Annotated in this window: 19 protein-coding genes; 8 read left to right on the forward strand and 11 right to left on the reverse strand. The window is 29.8% G+C overall.

Going from position 1 to position 20,914, the window contains the following annotated elements; genetic code table 11:
- Window positions 1-388 precede the first annotated feature (388 nt).
- The 3 genes from RSD37_RS03315 to RSD37_RS03325 all read right to left on the reverse strand — a co-directional run bounded on the left by RSD37_RS03315 (window position 389) and on the right by RSD37_RS03325 (window position 2,328).
- Complete coding sequence (locus RSD37_RS03315) at window positions 389-1,225, reverse strand: S1-like domain-containing RNA-binding protein (protein WP_346945270.1); 837 nt, start codon at window positions 1,223-1,225, stop codon at window positions 389-391.
- Window positions 1,226-1,287: 62 nt separating this feature from the next.
- Window positions 1,288-1,785, reverse strand: a complete 498-nt coding sequence (locus tag RSD37_RS03320; protein WP_346945271.1) for a GAF domain-containing protein — start codon at window positions 1,783-1,785, stop codon at window positions 1,288-1,290.
- A gap of 30 nt (window positions 1,786-1,815) precedes the next feature.
- Window positions 1,816-2,328 carry a gamma carbonic anhydrase family protein gene (locus RSD37_RS03325; protein ID WP_346945272.1) on the reverse strand — a complete coding sequence of 171 codons (513 nt, stop codon included), beginning with the start codon at window positions 2,326-2,328 and terminating at the stop codon, window positions 1,816-1,818.
- Between the two features lie 521 nt (window positions 2,329-2,849).
- On the opposite strand from RSD37_RS03325, the gene RSD37_RS03330 reads away from it, so the two are divergent.
- On the forward strand, window positions 2,850-5,831 hold the full coding sequence (locus RSD37_RS03330) for a vitamin B12-dependent ribonucleotide reductase (RefSeq protein WP_346945273.1): 2,982 nt from the start codon (window positions 2,850-2,852) through the stop codon (window positions 5,829-5,831).
- Between the two features lie 260 nt (window positions 5,832-6,091).
- On the opposite strand, the gene RSD37_RS03335 is transcribed toward RSD37_RS03330, so the two are convergent.
- Window positions 6,092-6,646: an AAA family ATPase gene (locus tag RSD37_RS03335; protein WP_346945274.1), complete on the reverse strand. Its 555-nt coding sequence runs from the start codon at window positions 6,644-6,646 to the stop codon at window positions 6,092-6,094.
- A gap of 327 nt (window positions 6,647-6,973) precedes the next feature.
- A complete protein-coding gene (locus RSD37_RS03340) occupies window positions 6,974-7,735 on the reverse strand; it encodes a Nif3-like dinuclear metal center hexameric protein (RefSeq protein ID WP_346945275.1) in 762 nt (253 codons plus the stop codon).
- A gap of 486 nt (window positions 7,736-8,221) precedes the next feature.
- On the opposite strand from RSD37_RS03340, the gene RSD37_RS03345 reads away from it, so the two are divergent.
- The 5 genes from RSD37_RS03345 to RSD37_RS03365 all read left to right on the forward strand — a co-directional run bounded on the left by RSD37_RS03345 (window position 8,222) and on the right by RSD37_RS03365 (window position 12,487).
- Window positions 8,222-8,716, forward strand: a complete 495-nt coding sequence (locus RSD37_RS03345; protein ID WP_346945276.1) for a VanZ family protein — start codon at window positions 8,222-8,224, stop codon at window positions 8,714-8,716.
- 177 nt (window positions 8,717-8,893) lie between these two features.
- A complete protein-coding gene (locus RSD37_RS03350) occupies window positions 8,894-9,289 on the forward strand; it encodes a hypothetical protein (RefSeq protein ID WP_346945277.1) in 396 nt (131 codons plus the stop codon).
- Window positions 9,290-9,368: 79 nt separating this feature from the next.
- A complete protein-coding gene (locus RSD37_RS03355; protein WP_346945278.1) occupies window positions 9,369-9,965 on the forward strand; it encodes a hypothetical protein in 597 nt (198 codons plus the stop codon).
- Window positions 9,952-10,620, forward strand: coding sequence for an ABC transporter ATP-binding protein (locus tag RSD37_RS03360; RefSeq protein WP_346945279.1), 669 nt, complete (start codon window positions 9,952-9,954; stop codon window positions 10,618-10,620). Before RSD37_RS03355 ends, RSD37_RS03360 begins: the two co-directional genes overlap by 14 nt.
- Window positions 10,613-12,487: an FtsX-like permease family protein gene (locus RSD37_RS03365; protein WP_346945280.1), complete on the forward strand. Its 1,875-nt coding sequence runs from the start codon at window positions 10,613-10,615 to the stop codon at window positions 12,485-12,487. Before RSD37_RS03360 ends, RSD37_RS03365 begins: the two co-directional genes overlap by 8 nt.
- 306 nt (window positions 12,488-12,793) lie before the next feature.
- On the opposite strand, the gene RSD37_RS03370 is transcribed toward RSD37_RS03365, so the two are convergent.
- The 5 genes from RSD37_RS03370 to RSD37_RS03390 form a co-directional block, all read right to left on the reverse strand.
- Window positions 12,794-14,233 carry a hypothetical protein gene (locus RSD37_RS03370; protein ID WP_346945281.1) on the reverse strand — a complete coding sequence of 480 codons (1,440 nt, stop codon included), beginning with the start codon at window positions 14,231-14,233 and terminating at the stop codon, window positions 12,794-12,796.
- Window positions 14,230-15,627, reverse strand: a complete 1,398-nt coding sequence (locus RSD37_RS03375) for a HAMP domain-containing sensor histidine kinase (RefSeq protein WP_346945282.1) — start codon at window positions 15,625-15,627, stop codon at window positions 14,230-14,232. The genes RSD37_RS03370 and RSD37_RS03375 overlap by 4 nt, the downstream gene beginning before the upstream one ends.
- The gene (locus tag RSD37_RS03380) at window positions 15,628-16,314 is read right to left on the reverse strand and encodes a response regulator transcription factor (protein WP_346945283.1); all 687 of its coding nucleotides are present in this window, start codon (window positions 16,312-16,314) and stop codon (window positions 15,628-15,630) included.
- Window positions 16,315-16,493: 179 nt separating this feature from the next.
- Entirely contained in the window at window positions 16,494-16,823 is a 330-nt protein-coding gene (locus RSD37_RS03385; protein WP_346945284.1) for a hypothetical protein, read from the reverse strand.
- Between the two features lie 137 nt (window positions 16,824-16,960).
- Window positions 16,961-17,698 (reverse strand): SDR family oxidoreductase, encoded by a 738-nt coding sequence (locus tag RSD37_RS03390; RefSeq protein ID WP_346945285.1) that lies wholly within the window; start codon window positions 17,696-17,698, stop codon window positions 16,961-16,963.
- Window positions 17,699-17,947: 249 nt separating this feature from the next.
- Between RSD37_RS03390 and RSD37_RS03395 the strand changes: the two genes are divergently transcribed.
- The gene (locus RSD37_RS03395; RefSeq protein WP_346945286.1) at window positions 17,948-18,118 is read left to right on the forward strand and encodes a 4Fe-4S binding protein; all 171 of its coding nucleotides are present in this window, start codon (window positions 17,948-17,950) and stop codon (window positions 18,116-18,118) included.
- Between the two features lie 213 nt (window positions 18,119-18,331).
- Entirely contained in the window at window positions 18,332-19,345 is a 1,014-nt protein-coding gene (gene asnA / locus RSD37_RS03400; RefSeq protein ID WP_346945287.1) for an aspartate--ammonia ligase, read from the forward strand.
- 372 nt (window positions 19,346-19,717) lie between these two features.
- Here asnA and RSD37_RS03405 read toward each other — a convergent pair whose 3' ends face one another.
- Window positions 19,718-20,575 (reverse strand): YitT family protein, encoded by an 858-nt coding sequence (locus RSD37_RS03405; protein ID WP_346945288.1) that lies wholly within the window; start codon window positions 20,573-20,575, stop codon window positions 19,718-19,720.
- Window positions 20,576-20,914: the final 339 nt, after the last annotated feature.

Below are 20,914 nucleotides of genomic sequence, written 5' to 3' on the forward strand. Positions count from 1 at the left end.
ATCACCTTTTTCTATTGACTATGTTTTTAACGGATCATTTACCATAATTCTCAGTTAACTCTTTACTTAAACTTTTAATATCATTGGCTTATTTCTTTAACTTTAATCGTTACTTTACGATTTTTTAATAAGAATATTTTGCTAGAATTCTTTTCTTAATAATTTAGGTTTGCTCATTAGTTTCTATTATATAGAAACGTCAAGGATTTTCAAACATCTATATCCAAGTAATAAAACAAACTAGGCTAAAGTGAACCTCACTTCAACCTAGTTTATTTTTATTTGCTATAGATCACTCTATCTGCTTCTTAATCTCTTGATTTAGCAATTCTGAAAAAACAATATCACAAGAATAAATCCCTATTATATTATCACATTACTTCAATTGTTACTTTAATCTAGTTCCTGTAGCATCTTGCTCGATAAGACCTTTTTTCATAAGTGCACCAAGTGCTCTTTTGAAACCATTTTTGCTAGCTTTGAAGTACTTTTTAATATCCATTGGACTACTCTTATCATTAAAGCTCATAGCTCCTTGATTTTTCTTTAAGTAATCCATGATAACTTCTTCAAGCTCACCCATTTCGTCAAGACGTGGCTTTCTTGCAGTAACCTCTACCTTACCATCATCAAAGTATTGTTTTACTCTTACTTTTATTTGTTCTCCCATAGCGATATCATTAAAGTATTCATTTCTTAAGATAATACCTTTATATATATTTTCAAGGGCTATTACTAAATTGCCATTTGTATGTTTTCCGTAGATTACACCTTCAACTTCCTGTCCTACTTCGTAAGCAGTTGTATTTTCTAAATATTGATCTACTTTAGTTGTAGCGGCTATTCTATTAGTTTTATCTACATATAGATAGAATAAATAGCTCTTACCAACCTCTAGTTCATAGGCTGCCTCTTTGAAAGGTACAAAAACATCTCTTTCAATTCCTATCTTTATAAAGGCTCCTATTATAGACTTATCTACAACTTCAAGATATGCAATGTCTCCAACATGTGCCTCAACCTTTTTCATTGTGGCAATTAATCTATCCTCAGAATCCTTATATATAAAGGCTTCTACTTCATCATCAACGTTTATGTCTCCTACTATGCTTTTTCTTGGTATTAAAATATCATCTGAGCTAGTCTGACCTTTACCATCAAGGTAAAATCCAAATTCACAGCTTCTTACTACTTTTAATTTATTTACTTTTCCTAATTCTATCATTCATATTCTCCTTATTTTCTAGTTTTATTTTAATTTATAGGTTTAACCCTTAGGCTTAAATCCTATAATTCTTTCCAATCAATATACTTGTTAAGTTTTTCTACAAACTTTGTTAAATACTCTTCTTCTAACTCTGTAAAAGTATCAAATTCATAACTATCTAAGTCCAATACTCCATAAACCACATCATCCTTAATTAAAGGCAGTACAATTTCTGAGTTAGATGCACCGTCACAGGCAATGTGTCCTGGAAATTCATGGACATTTCCTATTCTTTGAATCTTTCTCTCAGCTACCGCAGTTCCACATACCCCTTTACCTATAGCTATTCTGTTGCAAGCTGGCATTCCTTGAAATGGACCAAGTACTAATTCCTCATTTCTAAGAAAATAAAATCCACTCCAGTTTAGTTTATCCATTATAGCATAAATAATAGCAGCTGCATTAGAAATATTAGCGTATATGTCACTTTCTGAGCTTAGTTGCCCTTCTAGTAAAATTAACATGTACTTATATTTTTGTTCTGTGGTCATCTTTTTTACTGCATCTAACTTTACCAAAACAAACCCCTCCCATAACTACATTTTATATTACTCTTGAGTCTTCTTATGTTCCTGTCCAAGCTCTGCATAGTGAATAGCAGATATCTTTATTGATTCTATTTCTTCCGCTGTTAACTCTCTAACTACCTTAGCTGGACTACCCATACAAAGAACCCCTGATGGAATCTTCTTGTTTTGAGTTACAAGGCTCCCTGCCCCTACCATTGTATTCTCGCCAATTTCAGCTCCATTTAATACAATTGAACCCATTCCTATTAAAACATTATTTCCTATTGTACATCCATGAATAATGCAGTTATGACCTATGGTTACATTATCTCCTATAGTGTTTGACATGCCATAGTCATCGTGTAATGTTGAATTTTCTTGTATATTAGTATTTTTCCCTATTATTGTAGTATCTAAATCACTTCTAATTACAGCACCATACCATATGTTAGCTCCAGCTCCTATAGTTACATCCCCTACTACCGTTGCATTTTCTGCTATAAAGCATGATTCTTCTATCATTGGTGTTTTTCCTTTAACTGATTTTATCATTTTCTCATCCCATCCTTATTTTATATATATTAATGGTTAAATTTTCAAAATTAAAAACAACTAAAAAACTTATTCTACTAATTTTTTTTACTAATCCTAAATACAATTTTAAGTTATAAATTTAAAATTTAAATCCTAAAATTAAAAAATTTTAACATATAATAATGATACCATAATTTCAGACTTTATTGTGTAGTAAATTATTCTTTCCCTTTTTTTCATCAAATTTAGCACCAAAATAATTTCGTGTTTTTCCTTGTCTCAACATAAAATTATAATTTTATGGATAATTTTCATATAAGATTTTAATTAGTATGAAACTTTATTAAATATAATAATTTTAAGAATAATTTCTATAATTCACAATCACACTTTTTTTGAAAAATCAATATTGATTATATATTTTTTTTGTAATATAATACAACATATAGTGCCAAGACATATTTAAAACACAATATATAGTGTCCAGGCTATTTAGGAGGTGAATTGCTAATCATTGATTTATGTGATTAGCTTTTATAATGGAGAATATAAATAATATGATTAAACGATACTACACTAAGGAACTCGAGACTAATAAAGACCTGACTGTCTATGATTTATTTCAGTGGAAAAAGGTTGATGTAGTCCTTAAAGATTATAAAAAAGGTACAGTGCTTCTAGATATGCATGACTTAGAATTTCCAGTGGAGTATTCTCAGAATGCCTGTGATATAATTGCGTCTAAATATTTTAAAAGAGCATTAGTTCCAAATGAAGTAGGCTATGAAAACAGTCTTAAGATGGTAGCACATAGACTAGTTAATTTTTGGTGCGAATCTTTAAAAGATGAAGGCTTAATATCTACTGATGAAGAATTTACTATACTGTATGATGAGTTGGTTTACTGCTTCTTAAATCAAATGTATGCGCCAAACTCTCCTCAATGGTTTAACACTGGATTAAAACTTTCATACGACATTGCTGGTCAACACCAAGGTCATTTTTACTATGATGAAAAAATTAAAGAAGTTGTTAAGAGCATAGATAATTACACTAGAACTCAAGCTTCAGCTTGTTTTATTCTTTCTATACAAGACAAACTTCTAGGACCTCACTCAATCTCTGAGCAATACGTAACTGAAACTAAACTATTTAAAGGTGGTTCTGGATGTGGAACTAACTATTCTTCCCTTAGAGCTAAGGAAGAAAGTCTTTCTGCTGGTGGAATTTCTTCTGGTGTAATGAGTTTCTTAAAGGGCTTTGATAGAAATGCAGGAACAATTAAATCTGGTGGTACTACAAGACGTGCTGCTAAGATGGTTTGTCTTGATATAGATCACCCTGAAATCTCTGAATTCATAAACTGGAAAGCTAAAGAAGAAGATAAAGTTCGTGCTCTTGGAAAAATGGGATATGATGCATCCTTTGAAGGAGAAGCATACGAAACTGTTTCAGGACAAAATGGTAATAACTCAATAAGACTTAGTGATGAGTTTATGAATAAAGTAGAAAACCTATCTGAGAACCCTGATGAAGTTTTAACTTTAAAGGGAAGAATTGATGATAGTATTAATAGAGATGTTAAAGTAAGTAAACTTTGGAATGACTTTAATCTAGCTGCATGGCAATGTGCTGATCCAGCTCCTCAATTTGATGATACCTTTAATGCTTGGCATACATGCCCAAGTGGTGAAGATGGTGAACTAGGAGCAAAGCATAATAGATTAAACTCAACTAATCCTTGTGGTGAGTATGCATTCCTTGACGATACATCTTGTAACCTAGCTTCAATAAATATATATAAATTCTATGATAAAGAGCGTAAGGTATTTGATTTAGATGGATATGTTCACATAGTATCATTACTACAACTTATGCTAGAATCTTCTGTTCACTGGGGCCAATTCCCTACAGAAGACATTGCAAGAAAGACTTATTTATTTAGAACTACAGGTCTTGGAATTGCAAACTTAGCATCACTTTTAATGGTAATGGGATATGCTTATGACTCAGATGAATCAAGAGCTCTAACAGCTGGTCTTATCGGCGTACTTACTGGAGTTTCCTATGCAACTTCTGCTCGTATGGCTGAAAAAGTAGGTCCTTTTGAAAAATATGAAATAAATAAAGATTCAATGCTAAAAGTTATAAGAAACCACGCAAGAGTTGCTGGTGCTCTAGATAGTGATTATGAAGATTTACACTATGCTCCAGTTAAAGTTGATCATGAAATTCTTGAGAGAGAAGAAGCCTCTGAACTATCAAGTCTTCTAAAAGAAGTTTGGGAAGAAGCTATTTCTCTAGGAGAACAGTTTGGTTATAGAAATGCTCAAGTATCAGTTATTGCCCCAACAGGAACAATTTCCTTTGCTATGGACTGCGGTGCTACTTCTATCGAGCCATACTTCTCACACTTTATATATAAAAAATTATCTGGTGGCGGATTTATGACTATTGTAAATCCAATAATTGAGGATGCTCTTGCAAACCTAGGATACTCAGATGAAGAAATTAAAGACATAATTGACTATATCTTAAGAAAAGAAGTGGTTAATGATAATGGATATGAATATGAAAAGATTATAGATGGTAAAATCGAAGGTGCTCCACACCTTAAGGAAGAGCATCTACACATCTTTGATACTGCAAACAAGTGTGGAAGTGGAAAAAGATACATTATGCCAATGGGTCACGTTTTAATGATGGCTGCTATTACTCCACTTATTTCTGGTTCAGTTTCAAAGACAGTAAACCTTCCTAAGAATGCTACTATAGAAGACTTTAAAAAAGTAGTTGTAGATTCTTGGAAGCTTGGAGTAAAGGGTATTTCACTTTACAGAGATGGATGCAAGGCTAGTCAACCTCTAAACACTGTGTTAGAAGAAGAGAACGATGCAGACTTAGAAAAGCTAACTTATCAAGGACTTCTAGAGAAGGCTAAAGAATTACAACAGCAATCAAATATATCTACAAGAGAAAAACCTATGGGTATCAGAATTGGAACAACTCACCCAGCTCAAATAGATGATGTAAAAATATATACTACTGTAAATAGACGAGCAAATGGAGATATTTCTGAGATTTATATAACAACTGATAGAGAAGGAACTATTATAACTGGACTTTTAAATTCTCTTTCAAAATCAATCTCTGTAATGCTTCAATACCATGTTCCAGCAGCAGACATTGCTAAAATGCTTAGAGGGCAAAAATACGAACCATATGGCTTCGTTCAAAAACACCCATACATTAAGAGTGTTAGTTCAATCTCTGACTTAATAAGTAAAGTAATTGATATAGAGCTTGGAGACTACTCTCGTTGCCAAATCAAGCCTGATATGAATGAAGTTACAACTTATAGAAGTCGCAACACTGAAGTATCTGTAACTACAGAGCCAAATGAAATTAAGGGAGAGCGTATCTACTCTGAAACTTGCTCAACCTGCTCAAGCACAAATCTTGTGAAGAACGGAACTTGTAAGGTTTGTAGAGATTGTGGTACTACCACTGGATGTAGCTAAAATAATATACTTATATAGAAGCAAATTTATAATTTAAATAAAAGGAACTGTAGCTCATGACTAATTTTTAGTCATGAGGGACAGTTCCTTTTAATATTGTGAGGGATAATTCTAAAACATAATCTTTTTATATATCATTTAAAAATTAAGATTAAATTCCTTGGTCTTGATATAGAAGTTAAAAGCAAAGAAAAAAGTGCCCCATCCTGCAAAGAGTAGCACTTTTAAATTGGAATTTCACATGAAAATTTTCAATAAACTTATCCTTGAGAACTCTGCTTCAAATATTCATGGACTATTATTTTAACACTCTTATTTAAGTCCTCATCTCCATTTAGCTGAAGTGCTTTACAAGGTAACGCCTTAGCCCATTGCGCATGCATACTCATACACGGAGAACCATCGGTATCATATCTTGCTGAGTTATCAAGAAATCGGCAATGTCCTTCATACATATCGCCACCCTCCATAATTCTCTCTCCGTACACTTCATATTCTCTCCTATTAATTCGGGCAATTCTAATATCAATGGATGCGGTAATATGTATTGCTAAATCGAATAATGGAACAAATGGTGCATTAAAGCTATCCATTGAACCTGCCATCACAAAATGAGTTACTTTTAATAAATCTGTCATTAATCTATTAATTTTTTCATTACGAGTATACATAACGGTAAAAGGTTTATCTGTATCTTTTCTCCAAATATAATCGTCTATGTCAAAGTAAGAGAAATCAAGCTTTTCTGCAACCAATTTCCCCAATGTTGTTTTTCCAGAACCAGATGAACCAAAAATAATAATTCCTCTTGCCATTTCTTTTACCACCTTAACGTAAAATTCCTATTTGTCTTACACATAAAAATTATTCTTTCGCTTTAATTATAACATATTTTGTAAATACAGTATTGCTTACGATACGGTATTTTCACTTGTAAAAATAGCCTTAGACAAGTTATATCAACTCTTAAAGCTATAAAGCTCATTTACTTATGGTACGGTTCACTATTTATTATTCTAAAACCTATAAACATAAAAATCCTCGACAACACTTTACACATTAAGTATTGTGGAGGGTTTCATTGTTGCCTTATATAAATAAATTAAAACTGAAATAAAAAATAAAAACAAGCAGTAAATCTCTTATTTTATATTCGCTTCATAATGCTCTTCATTAAGTGCCACTACTTCAAGTTCTTTTTTATTCTCATTCAATTTCAATGCTAAGCTTTGAATTCCAAAGAATTCTGTGAAAGTATGACTGCCAATGATAAGATTTATCCCTTTAAACTTAGCATATTGAATCGTATACAAGTTACATTCACCTGTAATGTATACATCACACTTATTTTCAACTGATTCCTTAAGACAAGCTGTTGGCCCTCCATTCCCACAGACCAAGCCCACTCGCTTCACCTTTTTGTCATTAAACTGCCAAAATTTAACTGGTTCTTCAAGTAGATTTTCAATATTCTTTACTAATTCATTAAATTCAATTTCTTCATCATATTCTGCGATTCTACCAAAATATAACCCTTCCCATTCGTGGGTTCTTTTAACATTTTTTAAATTCAATTTTTTTAATAAACTATCATTTGTTCCAAAGTTACAGTCATCAAGTGGCAAATGATTATAGTAGTGACTTATACCATACTCCGCTAGTTTTTCTATACATGCCTCTTTTAATCCATATATTTCATCCCATGCATCGTGGTGTGTCACCATCATATCAACTCCATGAATTCTTGCTTCCTCTATAGTTTCAAGCGTTAGGTTAACACAGTATCCTAATTTTTTAACTTTTTTATCTGCACGGTATGTAATCCCAGATTCACTAGAATAGATTTCCTTATTTGTTACATTAAAAAGATCATTAATTCTTTCAACAATATGTGAAACGTCCATATACTTACCTCCTCAATTTCATCATGTTTTGCCTTCGATTCTCATTATTACTTTGGTTGTAATCAATTTCTTTGTATTACATCATAATACAAAGAAATGTTGTACTTATTATATCATGAAAAAATTCTCATGTCATATTTTTACAATAATGTTTTTTCCCCTAATAAAAAATAGAATACAAATAATCTAAAGTTCACACTTTTACAACTATGAACACACTTAATATAAATATTCTAAAGGCTATATTATTTTTATAATTAAATTAAATTACATTCCCTCTATAAGGATCAAACCCAGTAGTACCAATGAGTTAACAGTCCAAAAACATAAGAACATAAAAACATACAAAAGGTCAATGTGGTTAGTTAGTACTCTTCAGTTAAAAATCTACAATTATTTTCCAAAATACGTTGTTATTTCTTTGTATATATTTTACAATTGATGCAGGTAGCTGAATAGTTACAATAATTGAAGGAAGGTGCTGAAGTGAAAAAAAATAAAATTAATACAAAGAGAATTATGCTATGGGTATTTTTTATTGTGTATTTGGTGGTGTTAATTAAGGTAATATTTTTTAAATATCCACCATGTGTTATTTATGATTTGCTCAAAACTAGAAATGAAAGTTGGTCATTTAGAATAACTAATAGTAATATCATTCCTATGAAAACTATTTGGTACTATTTATCTGGAAATGAAAGTACATTAATTTCTATTAAAAATATATTGGGAAATATACTAGCATTTACCCCATTAGGTTTTTTTGTATTTAAGCTGTTTAAAATGTTTAGACGCCCACGTAATATCTTAATAATTTCATTCATTATTAGTATATCTTTTGAGCTAATTCAATTATTTACTGGTATCGGTTGTTATGATATTGATGATGTACTGTTAAATGTAATTGGTGCAGTTATAGGTTATTTTATAGGACGATTATGTACCAATAACTCTAATCAGTATAGAGGATTTATATCATAATTTTTGTTCAAGTGAACATTAAATATACACTTACAATATTTTTTCTCAATGTAACTATTAAAATATTGTAAAAAATTATTATAATTTTAAAAAAGTTATTATTTGACAATTAGCAAAAAACAAATTAAAATTGTAGTAAGCCAAATGTAAAATTATGGTATTAAAGGAGGAAATATTATGAAAAAAAAGACATTATTAAAATCATTAATTATTTCAACAGTATTAAGTGGATTTCTAGGAATAAGTGCTTATGCGGCAGGCGGGGAAAACTATTCTATTTCTTGGAACTTCAATTCAACATTAACTGGAGCAAGTAGGGCGTTTGCAGGCAATACTATTAGTTTAAGAGGGACAAGCTCTTCTCAATCTACCGGAAGTTTTGCTGTAACTTTATATAAAGATAATTTGATGAGCGATACAAAAATTTCATCAACTTCACTTCCTAAAAATGGAACAGCAACAGTATTTTGGTACAATATAATTCCTGGAAAATATTATACTTATATGGCTCATGTTCCATATAATTATTATATAAATGGATATGGAACTATAAATTCATATGGCGGTGCTTAAATATTTATTTACTATTATTAAAAATGTTAAAATATAATACTATAATAGTATTATATTTTAACATTTAGGAGGATAACCTATGTTAAGAAGACATCATATTCCTATTATTTTTATATATTTAATTATTATAACATTCATAGTCTATAAGAATTTAAAGAAAAATAAAAGTTTTTGGCAGATTATATCAATATGTCTTTGTTCATTTTTCCTTTTTTATTATTACACAGCAAGTCTTCTACCATTACCTATTGAAAGTGACACAATTGAATTATTCAAAGAAACCTCTAATTATATTATAAATTTTATACCGTTTAGTTTTATACGTATGATATACACAAATAGTTCTTTTGAAAATGTGTTAAGATATATTTTACTTAGATTAATTTGTCTTGCTCCAGTAGGTTTTTTAATAGGCTATATCTATATGGAATTCCCAAAACGGGTTAAAATTTTCATATCTTTTTTAATTCCACTATCTTCAATAACATTAAAAGTCATACTTACATTATTTTTTGGTTACATTTTCAAAAATCTGGTTATCGATGATATATTGATAGAGATAATAAGTATTTTTTTAGGAATTAGTTTATATAATCTATATTACATTTTTGTATATAAAAAATGCCTATTAATGTTAAAGAAAGAAAGAAAGGACATAGATAATGAATATTATTGAAGTAAAGTCTCTTTATAAATCTTATACAGAAGATGAAGTTGCTAAAGTACAAGTATTAAAAGGAATAAATATTAATATTGAGCAAGGAGAGTTTGTAGCTATCTTGGGACCTAGTGGCTCTGGGAAGAGTACATTTCTTAATATGATTGGAGGAATGGATTTCCCAGATAAAGGTGAAATAATTATAGATAATGTAGATATAACTGAACTTAATGATAACAATTTATCAGATTTTAGATTGCATAAAATAGGATTTATATTTCAGTTCTTCAACCTTATACCCATGCTTACTGCAAGGGAAAATATATCTCTACCCAACGAGGTAAAGAATAAGAAAAAGGATATAGAGTATATTAATATGCTCATATCTAAACTTGGCTTAAAAGAGAGATCAAATCATTATCCAGTTCAGTTATCTGGTGGAGAACAGCAAAGAGTTGCTATAGCTAGAGCACTTGTAAATAAACCACGAATAATTTTAGCAGATGAACCTACAGGTAATTTGGATTCCAAAAATTCTAAAGCCGTTATAGAGTTATTGAAGGAAATATCAGAGGAAATGAACTTGACAATCATATTGATTACCCATGATAAGGAAATAGCAAAATATGCAGATAGAATTCTTAATATGATGGATGGAGTTTTATATGAATAGTTTAAATAAAATAGTGAAAAATAATATTTTATTCAATAAAAGTAGAAGTATTGTCACTTGTATATCTATAATAATATCTATCTCTCTTATGATGGGTATAGATATCTTAATAACTTCAACTAAGATTGCTATGAAGAATGATATAGGCAGTAAGATGGATGAAACACCTTTAATTTTATTTGTGTTATCACTTATCGTTGGTATTGTTGTTATTATATTCATTTACTCAACATTTAAAATCTATGTAATGGAAAATACAAAATTATACGGAATTCTAAGAGCTATAGGGATAAAAAAAAGTAAATTATTCTGTTCAGTAGTTTTGCAAGGAATTTTCTACGGAATAATTTCAATACCTATAGGTTTATGTCTTGGTTTTTTTGTGTGCAAAGGTTTTGTAGCTCTTGCTGATACATTTTTAATGTTTTATTCTGTTGATGTTCCTATTGTATTAACTACCCATTCAGTTATTATGTCCATATTTTATGGATTAGTATCTATTTTAATTTCAGTTTTTTATCCAGCAATACTAGCTTCATCAGTATCTCCTATAAAAGCTATAAATAATATTACTTCTATTGAATCTACTCATAATGATGGCTATATACTAAGGTTTGCTAGTAAGTTTTCAAACTACAAATTTAGATTAGTCCTTACTGATATTATCAGTAATAAATCTAAATCTGCATTTATAATTATAGTGTTTTCAATAAGCTTGGTTTTAGTAACAGTTTTTTCTGCTGTTTTTAGCTATACAAATGAATTTGGTAGTAATTCTAGAGTTTATGCTTTTGATTTTGAAATTATTAATAAATCAGGTTTTACCGAAGAATATATTTCTTATTTATCATCAAATGAATTAATAAAATCAGTTAGCATTGTAGATGATTATATGGCTATATATAAAGTTGAGGAAGAAAAAGTAAATATGAATCATCCTTACGCTCTATATACACCCTATAAGGATGGAATTGGTGATATACAAACATCTCTTCTTTCTTATGATAATGAACTACTAAATAAATGTAAAAAGTATATTGTAGAAGGAGATATAAATGTAGAAAGCCTAAATGATGGATGTATTGTATACGTAAATGAATCAATGGTGGATGTTATTAATAATAATGTATGTACTGAGAAGTTGGTTAATTTAAATGTAGGGGATAAAATTTCTTTAGATTTATCACCGTCAAAACATGGTATGTATGAAACTGAAGTAAAGGCTATAGTGAACTCCTTGCCTTATTCGCCCAGTCTTCATATTGAGGGTAGTGTATATTTTATAGTATCTAATGAAACCTTCGATGGAATTTTCAATAAATCAGGCACAAATAATTTAAAAATAAAACTTAAAGATAAGTCTTATGAAAAAGAAATGGAGAAACTCCTTCAAAATGAAATTAATGAAGGACGTTTATCTGAATATGACAACTTAATAGATTATAGAAGATCAATTAGACAAGAAGATGAGTTTATCAAATATATCTTTTTATTCTTCACACTAATGTTATTTTTAGTAGGAGTAATAATAACAGTTAATATGATGGTTGGAAATATCATTGCAAAATCAAAGCAATTCTTAATCTATAAATCAATTGGTATAAAGCAAAGAGATATAAATAAAATTATTTCTATGGAGCTTATATTTTATATGATTTCATCATTACTAGTGGGTTTAATTATAGGAATACCTTCCAGCATCATTGCATATAATGTATATGTCAAAGGCGATTTCATCAAGGTATATAAATTTCCTTATTTTGATGTAGGACTTTATATAATTGCAATGATTATTTCAACGCTCATCGCTTATTATATTTCAACAAAACAAGTTAAGAATGTAATGAGGACGCATAATAAATTTTAGAAAAAGAGGCTATTTCAAAATGATTGACTTATGTTTTATATGAATGTTGAAAGTGGAATTAATTATTATTGATAGCAAAGCCATTTGCAGGGTTCTTGAATTTACTTAGGCTATATGAATGGTTAATCCGTAAAAAAATACAACCTGTTTGAGCGAATGCGAGTTGTTGTATTTTAGGATTAGCCTTGAATAGAGCCTTTAGTAAATCAAGGTTCCGAAACGGCTTGCGGCAATAATATAAGTCCACTTTCAACACTAGTTTAAAACATATTCAATTTTGAGATAGCCTCTTTCTTTAAGTTACTTCTATTTATTATCCTTAAGTAATGTGTCTACTTCCTCTGTCCAATATCCCACATATTCTGCCATGGCCCACTCAGCCATGATTACATTTTCATATCCTTCTAACGGTATAGTAAGCTCTGGCTCTTTCTCTAATTTATTATTATTAATCTTATAAACATATAGATTAGATTTTGTCTTTATTATTGCCATGTTTTTATTAGGTGAAGAGATTGCATCTATAGCTGCTGGCACTTCATTTTTTATCCCTTGCCATGGAATAAATAATTCATCGTGTCTTGCTATATTGTTTGATACCCTTAAAGGTATTTCAATATTACTACTTACACTTCCCTCTTCTTCATCCTCTGTACTATTATCTTTAATAGTCTTCTTACTATCTAAAGTAAAAAATGCCCATCTTCCTTGTATTCTTTCTATGGCGAAGTTAGTGAAGGTATTTATATCTTTAATATATATATCATGGGACTGATTAGGGTTAGATATAGTTAAATCCTTTATACTTCTTTGATCACTTATCTTCCCTAAATCTACAGATACCTTTTCTTCACTATTATTCATATCCGTTAAGAAGGTATTTAACCACTCTTTACTATATTCTTCATCATGTTCTACAGTTCTGACACTCATATAGTCATTTCCAATGAATGTTATATCCTCTTCCCTATTTACACTTGATGAATCTTTTGTTGTGACTTCTTCTTTTTGTTTAATAGTTCCATTTAAAAATGAAAATTCTATATTATCATAATACCTATCTTCATTATATATTCTATTATTATCCACCTTTAAAAATCCATTTTTCCTCGGCAATAAAATATAGGGTAATTCCTTACTTGCTATGTTCTTTCCATCATAAGTTATCCACAGAGTTTTATATATGAAACCTTCATCACTAGGAGCCTTTAGCCCTAAAAGTACACCACTACTATCCTTGTGCCCTTCATCTTCTTCAGTGCTATTAATCATATAACTAGTATTTGCAATTGGAGTATCACTAATCCTCTCAAGGTTTAATATAATATCATCTTGAATTATTAGCATATTATCACCGTTGACTATTATATCCTTTAAATAAGTGTTATTTGTACTTATTGTTACAACTATTATATCCTCATCCTTTAATTCAATATCCTGAGGAATAAAACCTATAGTATTATAAATGTAATCTTTTCCATTAACCACCTTTGCTTTATAGGTTATGTTATTATATGCTCTCTCAAACATAAATACTTCTTCATTACTAAAGCTTACAACACTTCCAGTAAGAGTACAGTCACTAACATGATCCTCATTAATTGAAGTATACTCTTTAACCTTCCACTGTCCTTCTATAATAGTTTTTGTACTAGGACTTTTAATTTCAACTTTAAAACTACTAATACAACCTGTCATCATAAAAGCAATTGTGAATACAAGAATTATACTTATTATTTTTCTCATATTAAATCACCTCCTGGTAAACATATTGTAATTTTAGTACCTTCATTTAAAGTACTATCTACCTGTAAGCTTCCTCCATGTAATACCACAATTTCATCGCATATAGATAACCCTATACCATTACTAGAATTTATATTTTTCCCCTTATAAAACTTTTCTTTTATATGAGGTAAATCCTCTGGTGAAATACCATAGCCATTATCTGCAATTTCAATCTTTAAATATTCATTATCATTAATCAGATTAATTTCTATCATAGAATCATTGGGAGAAAATTTTATAGAATTATCTAAAATATTTATTAAAACTTGCTTCATTCTATTTCTATCAACTTGTATGGGTGAAATAGTAGATTTGTTTACTTTCACCTGAATTCCTCTACTTGATAACCTTGGATTTAGTTGCTTTATTATCCCCTCAGTAAATTCACTAATGTCCACCTTTTCTTTTCTTAAGGAAATTTTCCCTGATATTAACTTTGAAAAGTCTAATAGTTCCTCAACTAGATAGCTAAGTCTTTCAACCTCTTCCTCTATAATTTTCAGACCATCTTTTACTTCCTCTTTATCTTCTAAATCTGAGGACTCTAAAACTATTGCCCACCCCTTAATAGATGTCAAAGGAGTACGAAGTTCATGGGATATAGAAGAAATAAATTCATTCTTAAGCCTTTCATTTTTTAAGATTTCTCCAGACATATAATTCAAGGTATCTGCAAGTTTTCCAATCTCATCCATAGAATACTTTGGTATATGATCAGTGAAGTTCCCCTTAGCCATCTTCTCCGCCCCTAGGCACACTCGGTTTAAGGGTTTCATTATACTTGAGGATATAAATAAACTAACAGTTGAAGAAATTAAAATTACTAATCCCCCTAGTGATAGTATTATAAGAATTATATTTTTAATATTTTCATCCACTCCAGAGGTTGATGATGTAAACCTTAGAACACCAGCTATAGCAGTATCATAATAAAGAGGATATGCTACACTTATGCTTCGTTCTTCTGTATCACTGCTTTGCTGCACCGTTGCTTCTCCCTCTATGTTTCCAGCAGATGCAACTCTAAATTCATCAGTTACCATTTTTTCTTTTGGCATATCCCCTGAAGAATCCATAATAACACGACCATCTAAATCAATTATTTGCACTCTACAATCTGTATTACTCCAAAACATATCAACATTATTGAAAATATTTTCTTCCAGAGGACTTACAGATAAATATGTATTATAGAAGTCAGCGGATATCTTAATCTGACCATATACACTCTCCTTTAAACCACTATAATAATAGCCTCTAATTATTGTATAAACCATGAGTTGTATAATTATAACAGTTATTACTATTACAATTATATAACTATTTGATATCTTCCTTTTTATTGACTTCACTTACTCTTCCCTCCACTTATATCCTGTTCCCCAAACGGTTTCAATAAATTTAGGTTTAGAGGAGTTATCCTCAATCTTACTTCTAATTCTTCTTATATTTACATCTATGATTTTATTTTCACCTATATAATTGTAACCCCAAACCATATCTAAAAGTTCATCTCTACTAAATGCTCTATTAGGATTTTCTATAAATATCTTCATAAGTAAATATTCCTTTGGAGTAAGTTCAATTTCCTCATGGTTTTTATATAAAGTTTTACTATTTAAATCTATCCTAAATACTCCTGAAGTTAAATCTATAACCTTAAGATTATCATCCAAATTAATCCTTCTAAGCAATGACTTCACTATAGCTATAAGCTCTAAGGGATTAAATGGTTTAATTATGTAGTGATCTGCTCCAAACTCTAAACCCATGATTTTATCCCCATCTTGAGCCCTTGCAGTAAGCATAATTATACCTATCTGTGGATAATTTTTCTTAAGAAATTCACAAACCTTATATCCATCAATTCCAGGCAACATTATATCCAAAATTACGATATCGGGATTCTCCTTTGCCACTTCCTCAATACCACTCTCTCCAGTTCCTGCCTCTATAACCTCAAAGCCTTCACGCTTAAGACTTATCTTCACAAATTTTCTTATATTTTCTTCATCTTCAATTAATAATATCTTACTCATTTCTACACCTCCACTGTGTAAAAAAGGACTCTCTCCTAATTGATTATGTTTTATCATAATATTGCAATTGACTTTAAATATTATTGATAAAACATATTTTAATTATTTGGAGACAGTCCTTCTTATTTTGCCATTTATATATTTTAAATTTTTTATGTTTATTTAGATGTTTCAGTATGTTATTTATCTTCGTGAGTCTCCTCATACTCTTCCACATCTATAATTGTAGCATCACTATAATCTATGTCAGCCTTTTCACTTGAAGCTTCATAGGCATCAGTCTTAACTTCATTCTTATCATGGGTAGCATAATATTGGCTAGTTTCTTTTTTAATCTTATGTTTAAAGTACATTATAGTAATGGTTATTGTAAGGACTACCGCTAAAATAATCCACATTATACCTTTAAACACAATGCCAATTACGCCAAAAATAAGTGGTGAGAATAAAAATAAAGCTACACATCCAATTATAATCTTAATTAATGTTTTCATATCAACACTATTCATAAATATTAATTCTCCTCTATATATCTAAATTTTAATATTAATCCTAACATCTTTACATATTAGGTATATGAATATCCTCGTAAAAGAATATTTTAATGCAATAAATCTATTATACCTAAATCATCCTAATTCAAATTCTAAAACCCACCATTTACATTTAAAATTTCACCGGTAATATAGCTGCTTTCTTTACTTGCTAAAAACACAGCGGCTCTTCCGATTTCTGACACATGTCCAAATCTACCAAGTGGTATTTCAGAAGTAAGTTCTTCTCTTTCTTCTTCACCCATCCATCTATTCATCTTTGTATCTATAACTCCTGGGGCAATGGCATTAACCCTTATATTACTTGGAGCTAATTCCTTAGCTAAAGCCTTTGTAAATGAGTTCATTGCTCCCTTTGATGCAGAATATATAACTTCACAGGATGCACCAACTTCGCCCCACATTGAGGATATGTTAATTATACTACCTTCCTTCCTAGAAATCATGTGTTTCACCACAGAATTTGTAGTATTAAATACAGATTTAAAATTAATGGACATTATTTTATCAAACTCCACCTCGTTTACATCCATAAATAATCCAACTCTAGAAATTGCTGCATTATTTATTAAAACATCTATTTTTCCAAGGTTATTTATTGTATCTTCTATTAAAACTTTTGAAAAGTTATAATCACTTATGTCACCTTTTATAATAGTACAATAATTACCAAGTGACTTTATTTCTTCTAAAGTCTTAAGGGCACTCTCTTCATCATTTAAATAATTTAATACTAGCATAGCACCTTCCTTAGCAAACTCTAAAGCTATACCTTTACCAATTCCCCTAGTTCCACCAGTAATTACTACCACTTTGCCTTTTAAACTCATATTTGTACCTCTATCATATATTATTTTCTTGAATCCTAAAGTTATTTTAACATTGTATATTCTAAAAAATTAGTAATCAAATTAAATAAATTTAAATAAAAAATTCTAAATTTAATTATTTAATACAATTTCATGTAAATATAATGGGTATTGTCTAAACCATTTACTTACTTGTATCCAAATTCTCTTTATTATTATACCATATTATGATATGATATTGATGATTAAAAAATAAAGGAGGTGTTTTTAATGTCTTACAAAATATTAGACACTTGCATATCTTGCGGAGCTTGCGAAAGCGAATGCCCAGTTAGCTGCATAAGCGCAGGAGATGGACTATATGTTATCGATGAAAATACATGTATCGAATGTGGTGCTTGCGCTAGCGTTTGTCCAGTAGCTGCTCCAGTTCAAGACTAATTTTGAACACAGCAACTAAAAAAGATGTACTTTATTAAGTACATCTTTTTTTTATATTTAATTTTTTTATATTTAATTTTTTTATATTTAATTTAGATATGGTTTACATTGACCTTACTATTGTTAAGAATATTTTATTAAAGTATAATTGGAACAACTAAAAAATTTTCATAATTTTTAGTTATATTAATTTTAATATATAGGAGGTATTATATGAACATTGATGGTATTATAATTCCAGATAACTATCATAGCAACAGCACACTTATTGAAACAGAAATTCATATTAAAAAGATTAAGGATTTTTTCGAAAATAATCTATCTAAGAAACTAAACTTAATAAGAGTATCTGCACCACTTTTCGTAGAAACGAATACAGGTATTAATGATAATTTAAATGGAACTGAGAGACCAGTATCCTTTGATGTCTTAGCTACTGGAACAGATGTTGAAATAATACACTCCTTAGCTAAATGGAAAAGACTTAGCTTACATAGATACGGATTTAAATTAAATGAAGGTTTATATACAGATATGAATGCCATAAGAAGAGATGAAGAACTTGATAACCTTCATTCAATCTATGTTGACCAATGGGATTGGGAAAAAATAATCTCAAAGGAAGACAGAACAGAAGAAACATTAAAATCAATAGTTAACTCTATTTATGAAGTATTTAAAGAGACTGAAAATTTCGTAAACACCAACTTAATTTCACTTGAAAATAAACTACCAAAGGATATTACCTTTATTACAACTCAAGAGTTAGAGGATAAATACCCTAGTTTAACATCAAAGGAAAGAGAAGATGCAATCTGTAAAGAGTATGGTGCTGTATTTATAATGAAAATTGGTGGACTTTTAAATTCAGGCATGAAGCATGACGGAAGAAGCCCTGACTACGATGATTGGAACTTAAATGGAGATATACTTCTTTGGTACCCTCTACTTGATAGAGCCGTAGAATTATCTTCCATGGGAATTAGAGTTGATGAAGAAGCTCTAGATAAACAATTAACCCTAGCTTCTGCTGAGGATAGAAGAAACTTACCATTCCACAAAGCTCTACTTGAAGGAACTCTACCTTACACTATAGGTGGTGGTATTGGACAATCAAGAATCTGTATGTACTTTTTAAACAAAGTTCATATTGGAGAAGTACAATCCACTATATGGGATAAGAAAAATATTGATATATGTACTGAGCATGGTATAAACCTACTCTAAGTTCGAATGCATATGAGAATGAGTTTTCCAGAAAACAGGTTCTATTATCATAATTAATAAATAAAATTAAGAGGCTGTCTCAAAATGATTGACTTATGTTTTATCTGAATGTTGAAAGTGGACTTAAATATTATTGATAGCAAAGCCATTTGCAAGGTTCTTGAATTTACTTAGGCTATATGAATGGTTAATCCGTAAAAAAATACAACCTGTTTGAGCGAATGCGAGTTGTTGTATTTTAGGATTAGCCTTGAATAGAGCCTTTAGTAAATCAAGGTTCCGAAACGGCTTAGCGGCAATAATATAAGTCCACTTTCAACACTAGTTTAGAACATGTTCAATTTTGAGACAGCCTCTTTTATTAAATATTATCTATTCTGATATACTTGTAAAACCTTCCCCTAAAACCTCATGAACATTATGAGTTATTATAAAAGCATGGGGATCTTCTTCTTTTATAAATTGCTTAAGCTTTATAAATTGTTTCTTACCTAACACAGTTACTATAACATCACATTTATCTAAATTGTAGGCTCCCACAGCACGATATATGGTAGCACTCTTCTCTAATTCCTTTATAATAAACTTTCTTATGTCATCACTATGACTACTCATAATTTCAACTCTCTTATTTACATTAAGTCCATCTATAACAAAGTCTACCATTGATCCATTAATTATAACTCCAAGTAGTGCATACATTCCTGTGGTAGCTCCAAAAGCTATTACAGCAAGAGCAGTTACAGTAAAATCTATAATTAAAAGACCTTTACCTATATCTAAATGTGCATATTTGTTTAGTATCTTAGCTGGTATATCCGTTCCACCAGTAGATGCATTTCTATTAAATACTATTGCCATTCCTATAGCTCCAATCAATATTCCAAAGATAAGACTTATAAGCATATCATCTGATATTGGCTTTGTTACAGGAGCAACCTTTTCTAAAATTGATATTATAAATGAAAGCATAAGACTTGCATATATTGTTTTTGTACCGAATCCTCTTCCAATAAAAATAAATCCAATAACAAAGAAAAATATGTTACCTACAAGCATTATCATACCTATGCTAAGGCTCGGCCAATAATGGTTTGCTACCATTGCAAGACCAGTAAGTCCACCTGCTGCTAGGTTATGTGGCACTAAGAAAAAATGAATTCCAACTGCAATTAGTAATAATCCAAAGGTTATTACTATATAATCTTTAATTTCTTTTTTCAATTTCATCCCCTCCTTCATTAACTAAACTTCCTTAAAATAAAATTCCCTTTAAATTTATTGTATATGTTTTCAAAGGAAACTATTTTAGGATAATTAGCTATTTGATTTCATATATTATGTAATTAAAATATCACCCTAATTTAATCATATCTCACTTGTTATAACATTACAATAAATTTGTCACACTTGTCTGTAAATTCAATCTATATTCTTCTGCCCTATACATTCTGTTTCAATTGCCTTAGATTATATTTCTCATTTTTTATAAAAGCCATGAAATTACTTCAAATATTTTATATATGTTTTTTCCTATTTCTATAGAATAAAAGAGCTATCTCCATTAAG

It is taken from the genome of Clostridium sp. (assembly GCF_036646415.1).
Classification (GTDB): Bacteria; Bacillota; Clostridia; order Clostridiales; family Clostridiaceae; genus Clostridium_J.